The sequence below is a fragment of the Streptomyces sp. Ag109_G2-15 genome (genome assembly GCF_900215565.1).
Classification (GTDB): Bacteria; Actinomycetota; Actinomycetes; order Streptomycetales; family Streptomycetaceae; genus Streptomyces; species Streptomyces diastatochromogenes.
The window spans coordinates 8,051,929-8,068,055 of sequence record NZ_OCNI01000001.1; the positions used below are offsets into that span (position 1 = coordinate 8,051,929).

9 protein-coding genes and 1 pseudogene are annotated in these 16,127 nt (G+C 70.1%); 7 read left to right on the top strand and 3 right to left on the bottom strand.

The genetic code is table 11. From position 1 onward, the window contains the following. From CRP49_RS36245 to CRP49_RS36260, 4 genes are read left to right on the top strand one after another with little or no spacing between them, the layout of a single operon-like run. Entirely contained in the window at positions 1 to 1,272 is a 1,272-nt protein-coding gene (locus tag CRP49_RS36245) for an MFS transporter (RefSeq protein WP_097257115.1), read from the top strand. Further along, a complete protein-coding gene (locus CRP49_RS36250; protein ID WP_097257116.1) occupies positions 1,272 to 4,466 on the top strand; it encodes an AMP-binding protein in 3,195 nt (1,064 codons plus the stop codon). The genes CRP49_RS36245 and CRP49_RS36250 overlap by 1 nt, the downstream gene beginning before the upstream one ends. A 6-nt stretch (positions 4,467 to 4,472) precedes the next feature. After that, positions 4,473 to 5,555, top strand: coding sequence for a guanitoxin biosynthesis L-enduracididine beta-hydroxylase GntD (gene gntD / locus CRP49_RS36255; RefSeq protein WP_097257117.1), 1,083 nt, complete (start codon positions 4,473 to 4,475; stop codon positions 5,553 to 5,555). A gap of 56 nt (positions 5,556 to 5,611) precedes the next feature. Then, positions 5,612 to 6,694, top strand: coding sequence for a class I SAM-dependent methyltransferase (locus CRP49_RS36260; RefSeq protein ID WP_097257118.1), 1,083 nt, complete (start codon positions 5,612 to 5,614; stop codon positions 6,692 to 6,694). Positions 6,695 to 6,707: 13 nt separating this feature from the next. Here CRP49_RS36260 and CRP49_RS36265 read toward each other — a convergent pair whose 3' ends face one another. Further along, positions 6,708 to 7,472 carry a P-loop NTPase gene (locus CRP49_RS36265; RefSeq protein WP_097257119.1) on the bottom strand — a complete coding sequence of 255 codons (765 nt, stop codon included), beginning with the start codon at positions 7,470 to 7,472 and terminating at the stop codon, positions 6,708 to 6,710. Positions 7,473 to 7,549: 77 nt separating this feature from the next. Here CRP49_RS36265 and CRP49_RS36270 point away from each other — a divergent pair, with 77 nt between their 5' ends. From CRP49_RS36270 to CRP49_RS36275, 3 genes and pseudogenes are all read left to right on the top strand, one after another. Next, positions 7,550 to 12,616, top strand: coding sequence for a non-ribosomal peptide synthetase (locus CRP49_RS36270; RefSeq protein ID WP_179851865.1), 5,067 nt, complete (start codon positions 7,550 to 7,552; stop codon positions 12,614 to 12,616). 60 nt (positions 12,617 to 12,676) lie between these two features. Beyond that, positions 12,677 to 12,769, top strand: a pseudogene (locus CRP49_RS49320) (IS5/IS1182 family transposase); the annotation flags it as partial. A 64-nt stretch (positions 12,770 to 12,833) separates the two neighbouring features. Then, complete coding sequence (locus CRP49_RS36275) at positions 12,834 to 13,667, top strand: hypothetical protein (RefSeq protein ID WP_097257121.1); 834 nt, start codon at positions 12,834 to 12,836, stop codon at positions 13,665 to 13,667. Positions 13,668 to 13,845: 178 nt separating this feature from the next. On the opposite strand, the gene CRP49_RS47550 is transcribed toward CRP49_RS36275, so the two are convergent. Both CRP49_RS47550 and CRP49_RS36285 read right to left on the bottom strand, forming a co-directional pair. Continuing rightward, the gene (locus CRP49_RS47550) at positions 13,846 to 14,178 is read right to left on the bottom strand and encodes a hypothetical protein (RefSeq protein ID WP_218892988.1); all 333 of its coding nucleotides are present in this window, start codon (positions 14,176 to 14,178) and stop codon (positions 13,846 to 13,848) included. A gap of 91 nt (positions 14,179 to 14,269) precedes the next feature. Next, complete coding sequence (locus CRP49_RS36285; protein ID WP_143670070.1) at positions 14,270 to 15,142, bottom strand: hypothetical protein; 873 nt, start codon at positions 15,140 to 15,142, stop codon at positions 14,270 to 14,272. Positions 15,143 to 16,127: the final 985 nt, after the last annotated feature.

Here is a 16,127-nt window from a genome sequence, read left to right on the forward strand (position 1 = left end):
GTGACGACGCGCCGTGCACCGGCAGACTCGGTGCCCCAGGACCCGCAGGACCGCAGCGGCGACTTCGGGAAGCTGCTCGGCTCGGCCACCGTGTCGATCACCGGTGACGGGGTGTTCCTCAGCTCGCTATCGCTGCTCGCGGTGCACTACACGCGCAACGCCGCGGTCATCTCGCTGGTCACCGCCGCCAGTGCAGTGCCGATCGTCATCCTCGGCCTCCCGGCCGGCGCACTGGTGGACCGGTGGGAGCACCGCAGGACGATGGCGGTCGTCGACGCCGTCCGATTCCTGGTCGTCGCGCTGATGGCGCTGCTGATCGCCACCGGGCACGGATCGATCGGGCTGATCGTCGCCGTCGCGTTCCTGATCGCGGCCGGCGAGGCGTTCTACGGCACAGCCGCCCAGTCGATCCTGCCGCAGATCGTGTCCCGGTCCTCGCCCCGGCTGCAACGCGCCAACTCCCGGCTGTCCGCCGTGCGGATCATCTGCAAAGACTTCGTCGGCCGGCCCGTGGGCGGCGCCCTCTACGCCGTCTCTGGATGGATACCGGTGCTGCTCAACGCGGTCTCCTACGGGATCGGCTCCCTCCTGGTCGCCGGGATCCGGCAGGAGCAGCGCCGACCGCAGAAGGCAGCCTCCGGCCCGAGTTCGCTGCGCGGGGAAATCGTGGAAGGGGCCCGCTGGCTGTGGGGCCACCGGGTCCTGCGCACGCTCGCGCTGCTGGTGGCCGTGGACAACCTGGTCTTCTCCGCCTGGGTCGGCCTGCTGGTGCTGCTCGCCCAGGACCGCTTCCACGTCAGCGGACTCGGCTTCGGCGTCCTGTCCGGGTGCATCGGCGCCGGGGCGTTATGCGGAAGCCTGCTGGCCACCTGGCTCGGCACCCGCTTCGGCGCCGCGCGGGTGATGACCGCGGTCATGCTCCTGGAGGGCCTGGCGACGCTGCTGCTCGGCGTCGTCGGAAAGGCCGTCCTCGCCGGCCTACTGCTCGCCGTGGTCGGGTGCGGCGCGGTGACCTGGAACATCCTGACGGTGTCGGCGCGCCAGAACATCGTCCCCGACTATCTCGCTGGCCGCGTCAACGGCGCCTACCGGCTGCTCGCTGGCGCAGCCGCGCCGGTCGGGGCACTGATCGGTGGCGGGGTGGCACAGCTCGTTGGGGTTCCCTACGTCCTGCTCGGCGGCGGGGTGATCACCGTCGTCCTGGCCCTGATCGGCATGCGAATCGTCGTCGACGACTCTTTGCGGCAGGCGACCGAAACGGGGGAACACTGATGCCTGCGCTTCCCGCGACGCCCGCGCAGCGGCGGCTGCTGCGCCTCGCCGGGGGGCGCCTGGACGACGCCGACCTGTGGGCGCACCGGACCATCCGGCTCCAAGGGGCCCTGCACCGCGCGGCACTCAAGCAGGCAGTCGACGGGTTGGTCGCCCGCCACGCCGCGCTGACCTGCGCCTTCACCGTGGACGAGGATGGGGCGCTGCGGCAGCACCTCGGTGCCGCAGCATCCCCGCGGATCGTGACCGCAGCGGACGCCGGGGAATCGTCCGCCCAGTCGGCAGCCGCAGACGGCACGTCCGACGCCACGACGGCCACCCGCGTCGGGCAGCCGCTGCGGGTTACGCTGCGCCGCCTCGCGGCCGACGAGCACCTGCTCGACATGGCCGTGCACCGACTGGCCTGCGACGACTGGTCGTTCACGCTGTTGCTGGCCGAGATCGCCGAACGCTACACGGCCGCTCTGCCCGACAGACCGGCGGCGCGGAACCGTCCGACCGCGGACTACGCCGACGCGGTGCGTCAGCAGTCGGCCGTGCTCGCGGGGCTCGCAGACGGCCACATGGCGTACTGGTCGGACCGGCTCGCCGACGCACCCCGCCGGACGGCGCTCAGGCCGCCTGACGCTCCGTCACCAGGAACCGAGGCCGCCCACCTCACCCGCACGCTGGATGCGGCGCTGGCCGCCGAGCTGACCCGGCTGGGCGCAGCCGTCGGCGTCACCGCCCATATGCTGCTCATCGCCGCAGCCCAACTCGTCCTCGGCCGCCGCACCGGTGCGGCCGACGTGGTCGTGGGCGCGGCTGCCACCGGACGGCGGCCCACATGGCAGCGAACCGTCGGTCAGTTCGCGACCACGGTGGCGGTGCGTACGGACTTCTCCGGCACTCCCGGCTTCTCGGCCCTGCTCCACCGGGTCCGCGACGCGGTGGAGCAGGCGTACCGGTACCAAGAGCTGTCGTTCGACACAGCCTCGGCCGACATCGGGGCCGACGTCAGCTGTGCCGACACGACCGCCGTCGCTTCCGCCTCCGGTGACGAGCAGCGCGCCTGGCCGGTGGACCTGGTGGTCGAACCGCCGCAATCGCCAATGCCGTTGCTGCGGTGGGGTGACCTCCTGGCCGAGCCGATGACGCCGGGCTGGTCCCCCGACTCCGCGTACCCGGCGCTTCTGCGCACGGTCTCCGGTCCCGACGGCTGGCAGCTCGTGCTGACCTGCCGGGGCGACCGGGTCGCCCTGGACGATGCCGATGCGTTCCTCGCCCAACTGGAACACGTGCTGCGGCAAGTCGTCGACACCCCGGCAGGGATGGCGGACGCGGTCTCGCTGCTACCGCCCGACCACCGCGCCGTGCTACCGGACCCGCGCATGCCGCTGTCCGAGCCCGCAGCCCTCGACGTGGTCCGGCTGGTGGCCGACCAGGCGGCGCGGACCCCCGACGCCCCCGCTGTGGAGCACGCCAGCCGGGTCTGGTCCTACCGGGACCTGTGGCAGCGGTCGGAACGGCTGTGTTCAGCGCTGGCGGCGGCCGGGGTGGAACCGGGGCACGTGGTGGCTGTGCGCGGGTTTGGGTTCGGGCTGGTGGCGGCCATGCTTGGGCTCCTCCGCAGCGGCGCCGTGTTGATGCCCATCGGGTCGACCGCCCCGATGCGGCGCCAGGCCGCCCTCCTCGACGTTGGACGGCCCGTCCTGATGGTCTGCGCGGACCGGGAGGAGGTGCCGCGGGCTGCACACGGCAGCGTGCTGCGGATCGACGCGGCCACCGGCCGCACTCCTGACGGCCCGGGCGCCGACGTGCACCGCCCGCCGCCCCTCACAGTTGCGGCCGATGACTCCGCGTACCTGTGCTTTACGTCGGGAACGACCGGGGAGCCGCAGCCGGTCGTGGGTACCCATAAGGGACTCGGCCATTTCCTCGCCTGGCAGCGCGACGTCTTCGGCGTCGGTTCCGGCGACCGGGCCGCTCAGTTCACCGAGCCGTCCTTCGACGTGGTCCTGCGCGACGTGTTCTGCCCCCTTGTCTCCGGCGCCACGCTGTGCATGCCGGACCGCCCCGGCGGGCGGCTGCCCGAGGACCCGCTCGGGTGGCTGGCTGGGGAACACGTCACCATGGCGCACCTCGTGCCGACTGTGACGGCGGCCTGGCTCTCCGAGCGGTCCGGCGGGCCCGTCAGCACGGACCTGCGTGTAGCCCTCTTCGCCGGGGAGCCGCTGACCGATGCACTGGTGCGCGAGTTCCGGGCGGCGTTCCCGGCCGCGGAGGTCGTCAACCTCTACGGGCCGACCGAGACCACACTCGCGACGTGCTGGTATCCGGTCCCCACGCCGCCGCACCCGGGCACCCAGCCGGTCGGACGGCCGCTTCCCGGTGCGCAGGCCCTGGTGCTCGGACCGCGTGACCGGGAGTGCGGCGTCGGCGAGATTGGCGAGATCGTCATCAGGACCCGGTGGAGAACCCGCGGCCCGGAGGGGACCGCGGACGGTCTGTCGCCCCGCTTCATCCCGAACCCGCACACCGGCGATCCGACCGACATGGTTCACCGCACCGGCGACCGGGGGTGCTTCCGCGCTGACGGAACGCTCACCGTGCTCGGCCGCGTCGACGACCAGGTCAAGATCCGCGGAGTCCGGATCGACCCGCGGGAGGTGGCGGCCGTCATCGAGCAGCACGACGCGGTGACGGCCTGCGCCGTCCTGTCCTCCACTGCGGCCGGGCAGCCCGTCTTGGCGGCGCACGCCGTCCGTGCCGATCCTTCGCTCACTGTCTCTGGTCTACTCAACCACGTGAGCGCGCGGCTGCCTGCCGCGATGGTCCCCACGCAGGTCCACTTCCACGACCGGCTCCCGGTCACCCGAAACGGGAAACTCGACCGGCAGCGGCTGCGGGAACACACCGCCGACCTCGTCGCCCCGAGCACCGCCCAGGCACCGCGCACCGGCACCGAGCTGCGGATCGCGGCGATCTGGCTGGACCTGCTGCCGGTCGACGAGGTGAACCGCGGGGACAGCTTCTTCCACCTCGGCGGCCACTCCATGCTCGCCATGCGCATGATCGGCGAGGTGGGTGACGCGTTCGACGTGGATGTGCCGCTGCACGCCTTCTTCGACGAGCCCACCATCGCCGGTCTCGGCCGTGTCCTGTCCGCAACCACCGCCGGCCCCACCGATCCGTCGAGCCACCTTGAGGGTTAGCCAGTGATGACGAGCCACACCAACACCACCACGATGCCCGCCGACTCCGACACCGACAGCGTGCTGCGGATGCGCGTGACCCCGGAAGAAGCCGCACAGATCCGTGCTCTCGCCGACGAGCTGGGCGTCGAACGGAACACGGCCCCCGAACACCGGTTGACCGAATTCGCCGTGCGCGCGCACGACCTGCCGATCCGGCTACGGAACCTGCTGACCGGGTTCCGGCTGGCCGACGACGTGCCCGCCGCTGGCGTGCTCCTGTCCGGGCTGCCGGTCGACGAGAGCGCCCTCGGGCCGACGCCGACCGTCGCCACCGCGGAGTCCGACACCGCGGAGTCCGCGCGGGCGAGCGCGCTGCTGCTGCTGATCGCCTCGCTCCTGGGTGACCCCTTCTCGTTCGCCACACAACAGCGAGGGAAGCTGATGCTCGACGTGTTCCCGGTGCCGGGCCACGAGAACACCCAGCTCGGGTCCAGCTCCGAGACCGAATTGGAGTGGCACACCGAGGACGCCTTCCACCCCTACAGGGCGGACTGGATCATGCTGCTCGGACTGCGCAACCCGTACCGGGCTCCGACCATGTTCGCCCCGGTCCAGCTTCTCGAACTCGACGAGAACATCCGCGACCTGCTCTTTGAGGAGCGGTACATGATCCTTCCGGACGAGTCGCACACCGCAGAGTTCAACGAGGCCACCAGCGGAACGGACAGCGGCGACTACGTGACCGCTGCCTTCGCCCGGATCACCGACATGTCCACGCGGCCGAAACGGATCGCTGTGCTGTCCGGGGACCGCCGCTTCCCGTTCATCCGCATCGACCCGGCATTCATGCCGGACGAACTCGACGACCCGGAGGCCGAGCGCGCCCTGCGGCGGATCGGGGTTGAGATCCACCGCACCATGCAGGACATCGCCCTCGGCAGCGGCGACCTGCTAGTCATCGACAACAAGCGAGCCGTGCACGGCCGCAGGCCCTTCACCGCCCGCTTCGACGGCACCGACCGCTGGCTGCGCCGCATCAACATCAGCGCCGACCTCCGGGCCTCCGCGGGCCGTCGCCATGGACCGCACTCTCGGGCGCTCGTGTGACCCACGGCAAGGGCAGTTCAGTAGGTCGACTCGACGGCAGCAAGGAGAGGTCGCGGATGTCAGCGGCTGCACACGGCGCAGAGAGCCGGGCGGACACAGAAGGAGCGGAGCGGCAGCAGGCCGCGGACGTGGCGCACATCTTCAACTCCGCAGTCGCGGCCTGGTCGATCGCCGCAGCATGGGAGGTCGGCGTCCTCGACGAACTGCGGGAGAAGGGCCGACTCGACGCCCCGGAGTTCGCCGAACGGCACGACCTGAACCGCCCCTCCACCGAGGCCATGATCGCCGCCCTCGCCGCCGTCGGCGTCGTGCAGTACGAGCGGAACGGCAACGACGGAAACGGCGGCACAGCCGACAGCGACGGCAGGCGCACCGTCCGGCCGGGGCTGGCATTCGACGAGACCTACCGCACCAAGGCCCTCTTCCACTGGCTGTGCCGAGGCAGCGCCGAGTTGTTCACCGCCATGCCCGACGTGATGCGCAACGGCAACCGCACCGGGCGGTTCTACCGCCGCGACGCCGAAGCGATCAGCCGAGCCTGCGCCGACATCGACGCGGAGTTCTTCAAACCGGCCTTCTGGGCCGCCATGGACGCCCTGGACTTCGACTTCTCCCTCGTTGTCGACCTGGGATGCGGCGGCGGCAGCCGGCTCACGCAGATCCTGCGGCGCCACCCGGAGACGCGCGGGCTCGGCATCGACATCGCACCAGCGGCGCTGGACCTGGCCCGGAGCGACGCCGCCGAGGCGGGAGTCGGCGACCGGTTGTCCTTCATGCACGGTGACGTCCGCGCCCTGACACCACGACTGGAGTTCGCCGACGTGGAACTCCTCACCTGCTTCATGATGGGGCACGATTTCTGGCCGCGCGAGAACTGCGTGGCGTCCCTGCGACAGCTGCGGGCGGCGTTCCCGCGGGCCAGGCGGTTCCTGCTCGGAGACACGGCCCGCACCTCCGGGTCCGGCCGCGGCGCGATGCCGGTGTTCTCCCTCGGGTACGAGGTCGGGCACGCCCTGATGGGCGCCTACATCCCGTCCCTCGATGAGTGGCGGAGCGTCTTTCCGGAGGCGGGCTGGGAGCTGCGCCGGACACACTTCCTGGACACGCCCGCCGGGTCGTTCGTCTTCGAACTAGCTTGACGGACGGGTTGTGTCAGGAGAAGTTCTGATGGTCGATGTGCCGGACCGCCGCCTTGACCACGTCGGAAAGGTCCTCGTCCGTAGGGCCGGCGCCCGGGCGGAATGGCAGACTCACCAGCTTGCGGACCCCCTTGGCCCAGATGGTCCGCTCCTGCGGTGGCGCCGGGTGCAGTTCGCTCCGCTCGCCGCAGCAGGGGCAGACCAGGTAGGCCATGTTCTCCACACCGCCCAGGACGGGTATCCGGTTCACCTCCAGCATGCTGAGCGCGCGCGTGGAGTCCAGGTGGGAGAGCTCGGCCGGGGTCACCACGACGATCGCCGCGAGCGCGCCGCTCCGGCCCCGCAGCGCCCGGTGCACGTCGCCAACACCGGGCGGCATGTCGACGACCAGGGCGTCGACCGGGCCCCAGTCCGTCTCCGTCAGCAACCGGCCCAGCATCAGCTGGTCGATGCCGCCGCCGGCGGAGAACACCTGGTCCCCGCTCATCAGGAAACCGACCGACGCCACTTTGATGCCGTCGACGTCAATGGCCTCGATCTGCGCCTGCGGGCCGCTGATCCAGCGGGCCACGGTCACCGCCTTGGCCGGCGCGTCCCGGCGCAGCCCGAGCATCCTCGGGATGTCCGGCCCAGACATGTCGGCGTCCAGCAGCCCAATCCGGTACCCCGCGCGCTGCAGCGCCTTCGCCAGCGCCACCGACACGCTGCTTTTCCCGACGCCGCCCTTGCCGCTGATCACCGCGATGACAGGAGCGCCGTTCACACCATGCGAAGTCATCGGTCCATCATGCCCGAGCCGCAGGTCCGCGAAAGCGAAGTGCCTTGGACTCCTCTGCGCGGACTAGGAGTTGCGCCGTGAACCTCCTGTCGTATGAGCAGCGCGGAATCTGGCTCCACGACCAGGCGACAGACGCCCGCGGGGCGTACAACATCCCGCTGGCGATCCGGCTGTCCGGACCTCTGAACGTTGAGGCGCTGCGGGCGGCGTTCGCCGACGTCGCCGCGCGGCACGAACCGCTGCACACTGTGATAGCCGACGGTGACAGCGGTCCGCGCCCGCAGCTCCTGGACCCCGCGACCGTCCGCTACGACATACTGCTCAAGCCCGTCCCCGAGGCCCAGCTCGCGTCGGCGCTCGCCGACGCCGCCCATGAGCCGTTCGACCTGGCGGCCGAACCTCCCGTCCGCGTACGGTTGTTCCAGACGGCTGAGGAACGGCACACCCTCCTCCTTGTCCTGCACCACATCGCTGGAGACGGCCTGTCGCTCACCCCGCTGTGCCGCGACCTGTCCTCGGCATACGACGCGCGCGTCCGGGGCACCGCACCGCGGTGGCAGCCGCTTCCGGTGAACTACACCGACTACACCGCGTGGCGGCACGACGTTCTGGGAGACGAGGAGAAGCCCGGCAGTCTCGCTCACGAGCAGGCGGTGTTCTGGACCAACGCCCTTGCCGGCCTCCCGGACGAGCTCGCGCTTCCGGCGGACGGCCCTCGGCCGACCGCGTCCAGCGGCGCCGGCCACTCGGTCCGGCGATACCTCGACCCCGCGCTACGCGCCCGGTTGGCGTCGCTCGCGCTGGCCCACCGCACCACGCTGTTTACCGTGGTGCACGCCGGTCTGGCCGCGCTGCTGACCCGGCTCGGCTGCGGCACCGACATCCCCGTGGGCACGCCGGTGTCGGGACGTTCGGACGAGGCCCTGGAGGACATGGTCGGCCTCTTCGTCAACACGCTGGTGCTGCGCGCGGACACGGCCGGCAACCCGCGGTTCGACGACCTCGTCGACCGAGTACGCGACGCCGACCTCGCCGCGTACCGCCACCAGGACCTGCCGTTCTCCCGGGTGGTGGAGCTGCTGAACCCCCCGCGCAGCGCGGCCCGGCACCCACTCTTCCAGATCATGCTGATCTCGTGGGACGCGGTCTGGCCCGATGCCCGGTTCGACGGCCTCACGGCCGAGCTGGTCCCGGTCGCTGCCAGGGCGTCGAAGTTCGACCTCTCGCTTGCCCTCGCGGACCCCCCGGCGGCAGGCGGGCAAGATGCCGGACGGCACGGACCGTACCTCGACCTGACCTACAGCACCGACCTGTTCTCCGACGCGAGCGCGGAACGGCTGCTCGATCGGCTAGTCCTGGTGCTCACCCGGTTCGCGGCGGCGCCCGCGACCCGGATCGGCGACGTCGACGTGCTCACAGCCGAGGAGGCCGCGCTGCTCGCCACCTGGTGCAGTGCCGACCAGCCAGCGCGTCGACCCGACGCGTCCGTGCTTCCAGAGCTGTTCGAGCGGCAGGCCGCGCTGACCCCGGACGCCGTCGCCGTCGAAACCGCGGCCCACCAGCTCTCCTACGCCGAACTCAACGCGCGGGCCAATCGGTTGGCGCGGCGGCTGATTGGCCTCGGCGTCGGACCAGAGCAGTTCGTCGCGGTCGCACTCCCGCCCACCCACGACCTGATCGTCGCGTTACTGGCCACCCTCAAGGCCGGCGCGGCGTACCTGCCAGTCGACACGGAGCTGCCCACCGACCGAATCGGCGCCATGCTGTCCGACGCGAGGCCGCCCGTGCTGCTCACCCTCACCGCTACCGCCCGCCGCCTCCCGTCCACTCACCCGGCGCGGCTGGTCCTTCTCGACGCCCCGGACGACGCCCCGTGCACCGTGGCCGCCGACGAGCGACACCGCAGGAACCCCGGCGACGGCGACCGAAGAGCCCCGCTTACGGCCGAGTGCCCGGCCTACGTCATCTACACCTCGGGGTCGACCGGCGAGCCCAACGGAGTGGTCGTCGAGCACAGGTCCGTCGTGAACTACTTCGTCCAGGTCAGCCAGGCTCACCCCGCGGCGCGCGACAGCACGCTCGTGCACGCGTCAGTCTCGTTCGACGGCACGATCACCAGCCTCTTCGCCCCTCTGATGTCCGGTGGGCGGGTCCGCATCGGCGGTCTCGACCAGACCCCGTCGCTGCCGCGACCGGCGCTGCTGAAGGTGACGCCGTCCCACCTGCCCATGCTGGTCGGAGACTCCGCCATCTCCCCGACCGACACACTCGTCGTAGGCGGTGAGCAACTGTTCGGCGAGGCCTTGGCGGAGTGGCGCGAGCGGCACCCGGACGTGGCGATCGCCAACCACTACGGCCCGACCGAGACGACCGTCGCCTGTACCGACCACCGGATTGGCCCGGCGGCCCCCTTGCCCATGGGCCCCGTCCCGGTCGGCCGGCCCCTCGGGAACGTCCGTGTCCACGTCCTCGGCGGCACCCGGCCCGTGCCGCCGGGCGTCCTCGGCGAACTGTGCGTCTCGGGAGCCGGCCTGGCGCGAGGATACCTGGGCCGGCCCGGCCTCACCGCCGAGCGCTTCGTCCCCGATCCGTACGGGCCGCCCGGCACCCGGATGTACCGGACCGGCGACCTGGCGCGCTGGCGGGACGACGGCCTCCTCGTCCTGGCCGGACGCTCCGACGACCAAGTGCAGATCCGCGGCTTCCGCGTGGAACCCGGCGAGGTGGAGGCGGCACTACGCGCACAGCAGGGAGTCGCCCGCGCCGTGGTCGCGACCCGCCGGAACCGATTCGCCGACCAGCATCTGGTCGGCTATGTGCAGCCACACCCCGGCAGCGGCGTGGACCCCGACGCCGTCTTACGACGGTTGGAGGACCGGCTGCCGCACTACATGATCCCGTCGGCGGTCGTCGTCATGGACCGCATCCCGCTCACCCACAACGGCAAGGTCGACCGTAGCGCGCTGCCCGAGCCGATCCCACGGGCCACAGCCACCGAGCGTGTGGCGGAGGCGACGCCGCACGAGGCCGTGCTGCAGACGCTGTTCGCCGACGTCCTCGGGCTGGATCCCGAACGGGTCGGGAGGGACGACGACTTCTTCGACCTCGGAGGCCACTCCGTCCTGGCGAGTCGACTGATCAACCGGGCTCGCTCGGTGCTCAACGCGGCGATCACCCTCCGGGACGTGTTCGACACCCCGACCGTCTCCGGGCTGGCCCGCGCGCTCTCCGTCGGCCTGCCGGACCGTTCGCCCGTCCGGGCCACTGCCCGATCGGACCGCCTTCCACTGTCCTACGGCCAGGCACGCATGTGGTTCCTGCACCGGATGGACCCCTCCAGCATCGCCTACCACATTCCGTACCTGATACGGCTGTCCGGCGACCTGGACGCCAGCGCGCTGTCCGCCGCGCTCGTCGACGTGGTCGCACGGCATGAGGTGCTGCGGACGGTCGTCTCCGAAGAGGGCGGCGAGGCATATCAGCGGGTGTTGCCCGCAGCGTCGGCCGCGTCGCCCCTCCGGACGCGGCCGACGCGTCCCGGTCGGCTGGGACCGGCCGTGTCCGAGGAGATCAGCCGCCCCTTCGACCTGAGAGCCGAACCGCCGTTCCGCGCTCGGCTCTTCACGCTGGGTCCGCAGGACCACGCGCTGCTGCTGGTCCTGCACCACATCGCTGGCGACGGCTGGTCGTTCCTGCCGCTCACCGGCGACCTGGCCACCGCGTACGCAGCGCGCCAGGCGGGCCGGGAGCCGGCGTGGTCACCGCTCCCGCTGCAGTACGCCGACTACGCTGTGTGGCAGCGCGACCTGCTTAGGGGCGCCGACGACGCAGCCAGCACCGCAGCCGGGCAGGCACGGTTTTGGACAGCGGCACTGGCCGGCCTGTCAGACGAACTGCCGCTGCCACGTGACCGGGCTCGGCCCGACGAGCCGAGCCCGGCTGGCGGGACGCTGCCGATCGACGTTCCGGCGGACGTCCACCGCCAGCTGCAGCTTCTGGCCCGCAGGACCGGCACGAGCCTGTTCATGGTGGTGCAGGGGGCACTGGCTGTGGTCCTCAGCCGGCTTGGTGCCGGCACGGATGTGCCGATCGGAACCGCCACCAACGGGCGGCCGGACCGCGCGCTGGAAGGACTGGTCGGCTTCTTCCTCAACACCCTGGTGCTGCGGACCGACGTCTCCGGCGACCCGGCCTTCAGCGATCTGCTCGAGCGGGTCAGAGAGACCAATCTGGCCGCCTACGCCAACCAGGACCTGCCGTTCGAGCAGGTGGTCGAGCTGCTCAACCCGGCTCGTGTGGCGGGTCGGCATCCGCTGGTACAAGTCATGCTGGCCTTCCACAGTTCACCGCACCTCGACATCGACCTGCCGAGTCTGACCGTGACCGCCGGGGCCGTCCCGACGGCGACCGCGAAGTTCGACCTCTCCTTCAGGTTCGAGACCCGCCGGACGGCCGACGCCGTTCCGGACGGGATCAGCGGCGCTCTCGACTACAGCCTCGACCTGTTCGACGTGGCGACTGCCGAGGGCTTGGTCGACCGGCTGCTCGCTGTCCTGGCCCGGGCGTCGGCGGAGCCTTCGACGCGGGTCAGCGAATTCGACTTCCGGGCCGGCCGTGCCCTCCCGGCACAGCCCGACCAGCTGGCGCACCTGTGGGAGCCGGACGGCTGGGACAATCCAGGTGAACCGGCCAAGCGTCTCGCCACCGCACTGGACGGCGACGGCCTGGCGCTCGCGCCCCGCCTGCGTGTGCTGGACGACACCCTCGCGCCCGTCCTGCCCGGCATGACAGGACATGTCTACGTGACCGGCGCGTCACCGGACGCACGACACGCCCCGGCGCTCGCCGCTCAGTGGTTCGTCGCCGACCCGTTCGGTGCTCCGGGTCGGCGGATGGGGCGCACCGGCGTGACCGGGTACCAGGACGTCACGGGCGAGTTGGTGTTGCTGGAGGAGGACGAGGCGGCCAGCCTCGACCCGTTCGCCGAGCCCGAGGCGCCCTACCTGGTGCTGCACAGCGCGGAGGGCGGACAGTGCCTCTGGCCGGTGGCGGTCCCGCCACCGGCCGGATGGGAGGTGGTGCTGCCCGCGGGCCCGCGGGCGGAGGCACTCGCCTTCGTCTTAGCTCCCAGCAAGAGGCGGTGAACTCCGACCGCCACCGAGCCCGGGGCAAACAACCCTGCCCTCGCGCAGCCATTTTCGAGTCAGATCCTGCGGGACTGCTTACTCAAGGGCAACGGAGTTCACCAAACCATGGTCGGCATCGCCCGGCTACACAACCTGGCCCTCACCCGATAACTCACACCCCATACGGGACAACCTCTAAGCGCGACGCAGATTCTGCATAGAAAGCGGTTCAATCATGAAGCAAGAGTTTCAACTCACAGGTGTTCAGGCAGACTCGGCCTTCTTCCGCTTCGAAGAGCGGAATGAATTCGCCCCCGAGCTGGTAATGGATGTCCTGCGCGGGCGGCTGCTGGGCGTGATCTTCCACGATGTGATACCCGAGGACGCGAAGAAGGAGACGGTGGCCCGGTTCTGGGGCAGCCCGGGACTGCTGCGTCGTGACGGGGAACCCTCGTACTGCATCGGCTCTTACCACTGGAACAAGTCGACCGAGAGATATCTCGAGGACGCCGTGAAGACGGCTGACTCCGTTCTCAACGTGCTCGACGTGCCGAACTCTCCTTGGCACTCGTTCAGGTCGGCGATGGCGGAGGAACTCGCCCGGTACGGTGCGGGCATTCGTATCGCCGAGCACGAGGGTGCGCAGGCCAGCGCGGCGCTGATCCGCGCATGGGACAAGGAAGGAAGCTTTGCTCTCGACCCCCATGAAGACGAGGCGCAGTGCAAGGACCCGAGGCAGGCCGGCTTCGAGATCCAGCGAGCGGCGGACCACGAGATCTGTGCCGTCAACATGTGTGTTGAGCAGGAGGAGGGGGGCCGTTTGGTCGTCTGGAACATTCGCCCCGACGACGATAGCCGACGGGCCCTGGGAATCGAGCATACGGGATTCTCCTACCCGGCAGAGACCCTCGAAGAGTTCGACGTGATGCACCTCGATATCCGTAGCGGGGACGTCTACGTGTTCAATGGACGCCATGTGCACGCCGTCGACACCTGTAAGGGAAAACGAACGAATGTGTCGTTCCTGATGGGGTTTGTCGACGAGCGTAGCGTCGTCACCTGGACGTGAGCACATGAGGAGTGGTGAGCTGCCGGTTGTCGGCGTACGAGTTGATGTGACTCTGGCAAGATTTTTGTAGGCGGAGATCATCTCGGTGACGCGGTCGGCTGGTCCGCATAGCGGCGGCGGACGTGAGCGATCAGAATGACCCGGTGGCGGAGGAGCGGAACACCGGCGCGACCTGTCATCAGGCGTTTTGCAGTTTGACATGGGTGATGCGGCCTTCGTTGACGCCGGAGTTGTAGGCGGTGCTGATCCCCTGGGCGACGGCGTGCTGGTCTTCCCTCAGGGCTCCGGCGATTCCGGCCAGAGGCTGCCGGTGCAGCTGACGCAGCCGGCTTACCGCGGGCAGCGGCTGCCCTGCGTTGCCCAGGGCGATGGTGTGCGCGTAGTCGGCGTCCGGCACCCCTTGCTGTCGGGCGATGCCGAAAGCTTTGAGCGCGATGGTTGGCCGCATCAGATCGACGGCCGCCCAGCCGATGTCGAAGGCGTCTTCCGCCGAGACGGCAGGAAGCATCATCTCCCAGCTACGTTCGGGGATGGCCGGCAGCCCCGGGGAAACCAATCAAGTAGTCGAATGCCAGATAGCTGTCCTGTCAGGCAGCAGAAGGCTACTGGCCCCCTGCACCCGGAGCCGTCGCCCAGGCCAGCGCATCGGCGAGGGGCTCCGGCCGCAGGACGGCCCCGCCGCGTGCCGAGAGGTAGATCTCGTGCAACGCCACCAGCCGCGACGTGTGTACGGGTCGGTGCACCCCCATACGCCGGCAGTCGACGGCAGCAGCGACCAAGGCGGCGCCGCGTGGATGCTCACCCGTCTGCCAGGCGTGCATCCAGTCGTTGAGCAGTTCCGGGCCCGCAGCGAGCACCTCTGCGACCCCGAAGCGGTCGGAGGCCTGTGCTGCCGCCCTCAGACGCGGATCCCGGCCTGCCCCTTGCGCCCGCTCGATCTCCCGCGGCGACCACAGACGATCAAGCTCGACCGGTTCTGCGGCATGCAGCAGCACTTCCCGGCCTGCTCTCCAGGTAGCCGCGTCCGGTACATCACGCTGCCGCGCGCTGTACCGGTCGTACTCCTTGCTGCGCATCGACGCCAGAAGCACCACCTGCCGTTCCGGGTCGGCGAGCATGGCGTTGACCATCTGCAGGGTGATGCCTCCCGCCCGCAGGAATTGGTCGAACTCGTCGAACCACACCACACAGCGCCGAAGCGCGCACACAGTGGAGGAAAACGTCTGCAGGTCCTCCGACGGCCGCGCCTGCAGCAGCAGGAAATCGGGGACAGCCACGCGCATGGCTTCGTAGGCCAAGCGGGACTTGCCGGCCGTCGAATCACCCACGATCAGTACGAAACCCCCCTCCACGATCCGCCGCACCACCTTGTCGAACTGATCACGCTCAACAAAAGCAGGAACCCGGTCCGACTCAAGACGAGTGCTACGACGCACCGCAGAGGGATGGACACCCAGGCTGATCGTGTCCGTCACATCCCGCACCCGCTGCGCCCGCGCTGCCAACCCTCTGTCGCGTACCTGAGCAGCGTGCCGTTGCTGCCGGTGCGACTGGAGAACGGTCCTCGCCTCGTCAGCGAAAATACCGCTCACAGCAGCCACAGCCGCAGCAGCCACAGCAGTCCAGCCAGCCGGCAGCCAAGTCGATGCCGCCAGCGCCGCCGCTGCTCCGCTCGAAACACCGAGCAGAATCACCCATAAGCGAAGTGACCGCCACACCGTACCCCCACGATCATGGCCGGAGCACAGCGTCTGCCGTGCCTGACGAAGAACACGTACGGCTTCTTCAGGTATTGAAGCGCAGCAGCCCCGATTTGACCCTGACCGGCAGCAGATGCCCCCGGCAAACCGGACTTCTGCCATTCGGCTGGAGCCTGCTGACCTGACGCCGCCGCACAGTGCGCCGAGCGCTCCATCAGCCTGAGCGCTCGTATGGTCGTGTACGCCCCGCTCGGACAGGACGGCTGGGCACGCGGTCCCGCACCCGTTCGCACGCCGTGCGGGACCGCGCCAGGCGCACTCCTGCGGCACGCTGCCCAGGCACCCTGGCGGGGGCGGGGCTCATGCTGCCTGCTGCGGCGTGTGGGGGTGCAGTGACCTGCGCGACTCCCTCCTCCGAATTCCCGCCGCAGCTGACGACGGGCTTCAAGGAAATGGCTTGACCGGCACGCCTGTTGGCGGTGGATATGGTGCCCGCCAAAACGGCTGACCGAGGGAGCTGTCCAACGGCAGTGTGACCGGACTGCCCTGGTGAGAAGACTGGTCTCTCGGCCTGTGCCACTCCCCGAGCGCGGACTGTCTGACACGCGGTGTTCATGTCGCAGATTTCCCGATTCCGAGCGTCCGGTGTCCTGAACTCGCCTAAATCTCAGTGCAGTTGAGGTGCTGAACATGATCGGTTGTCAGTGGCCGCCGTCAGCATGGACGGACATGGGTATCAAGACGATCTTGGGGAGGGCTC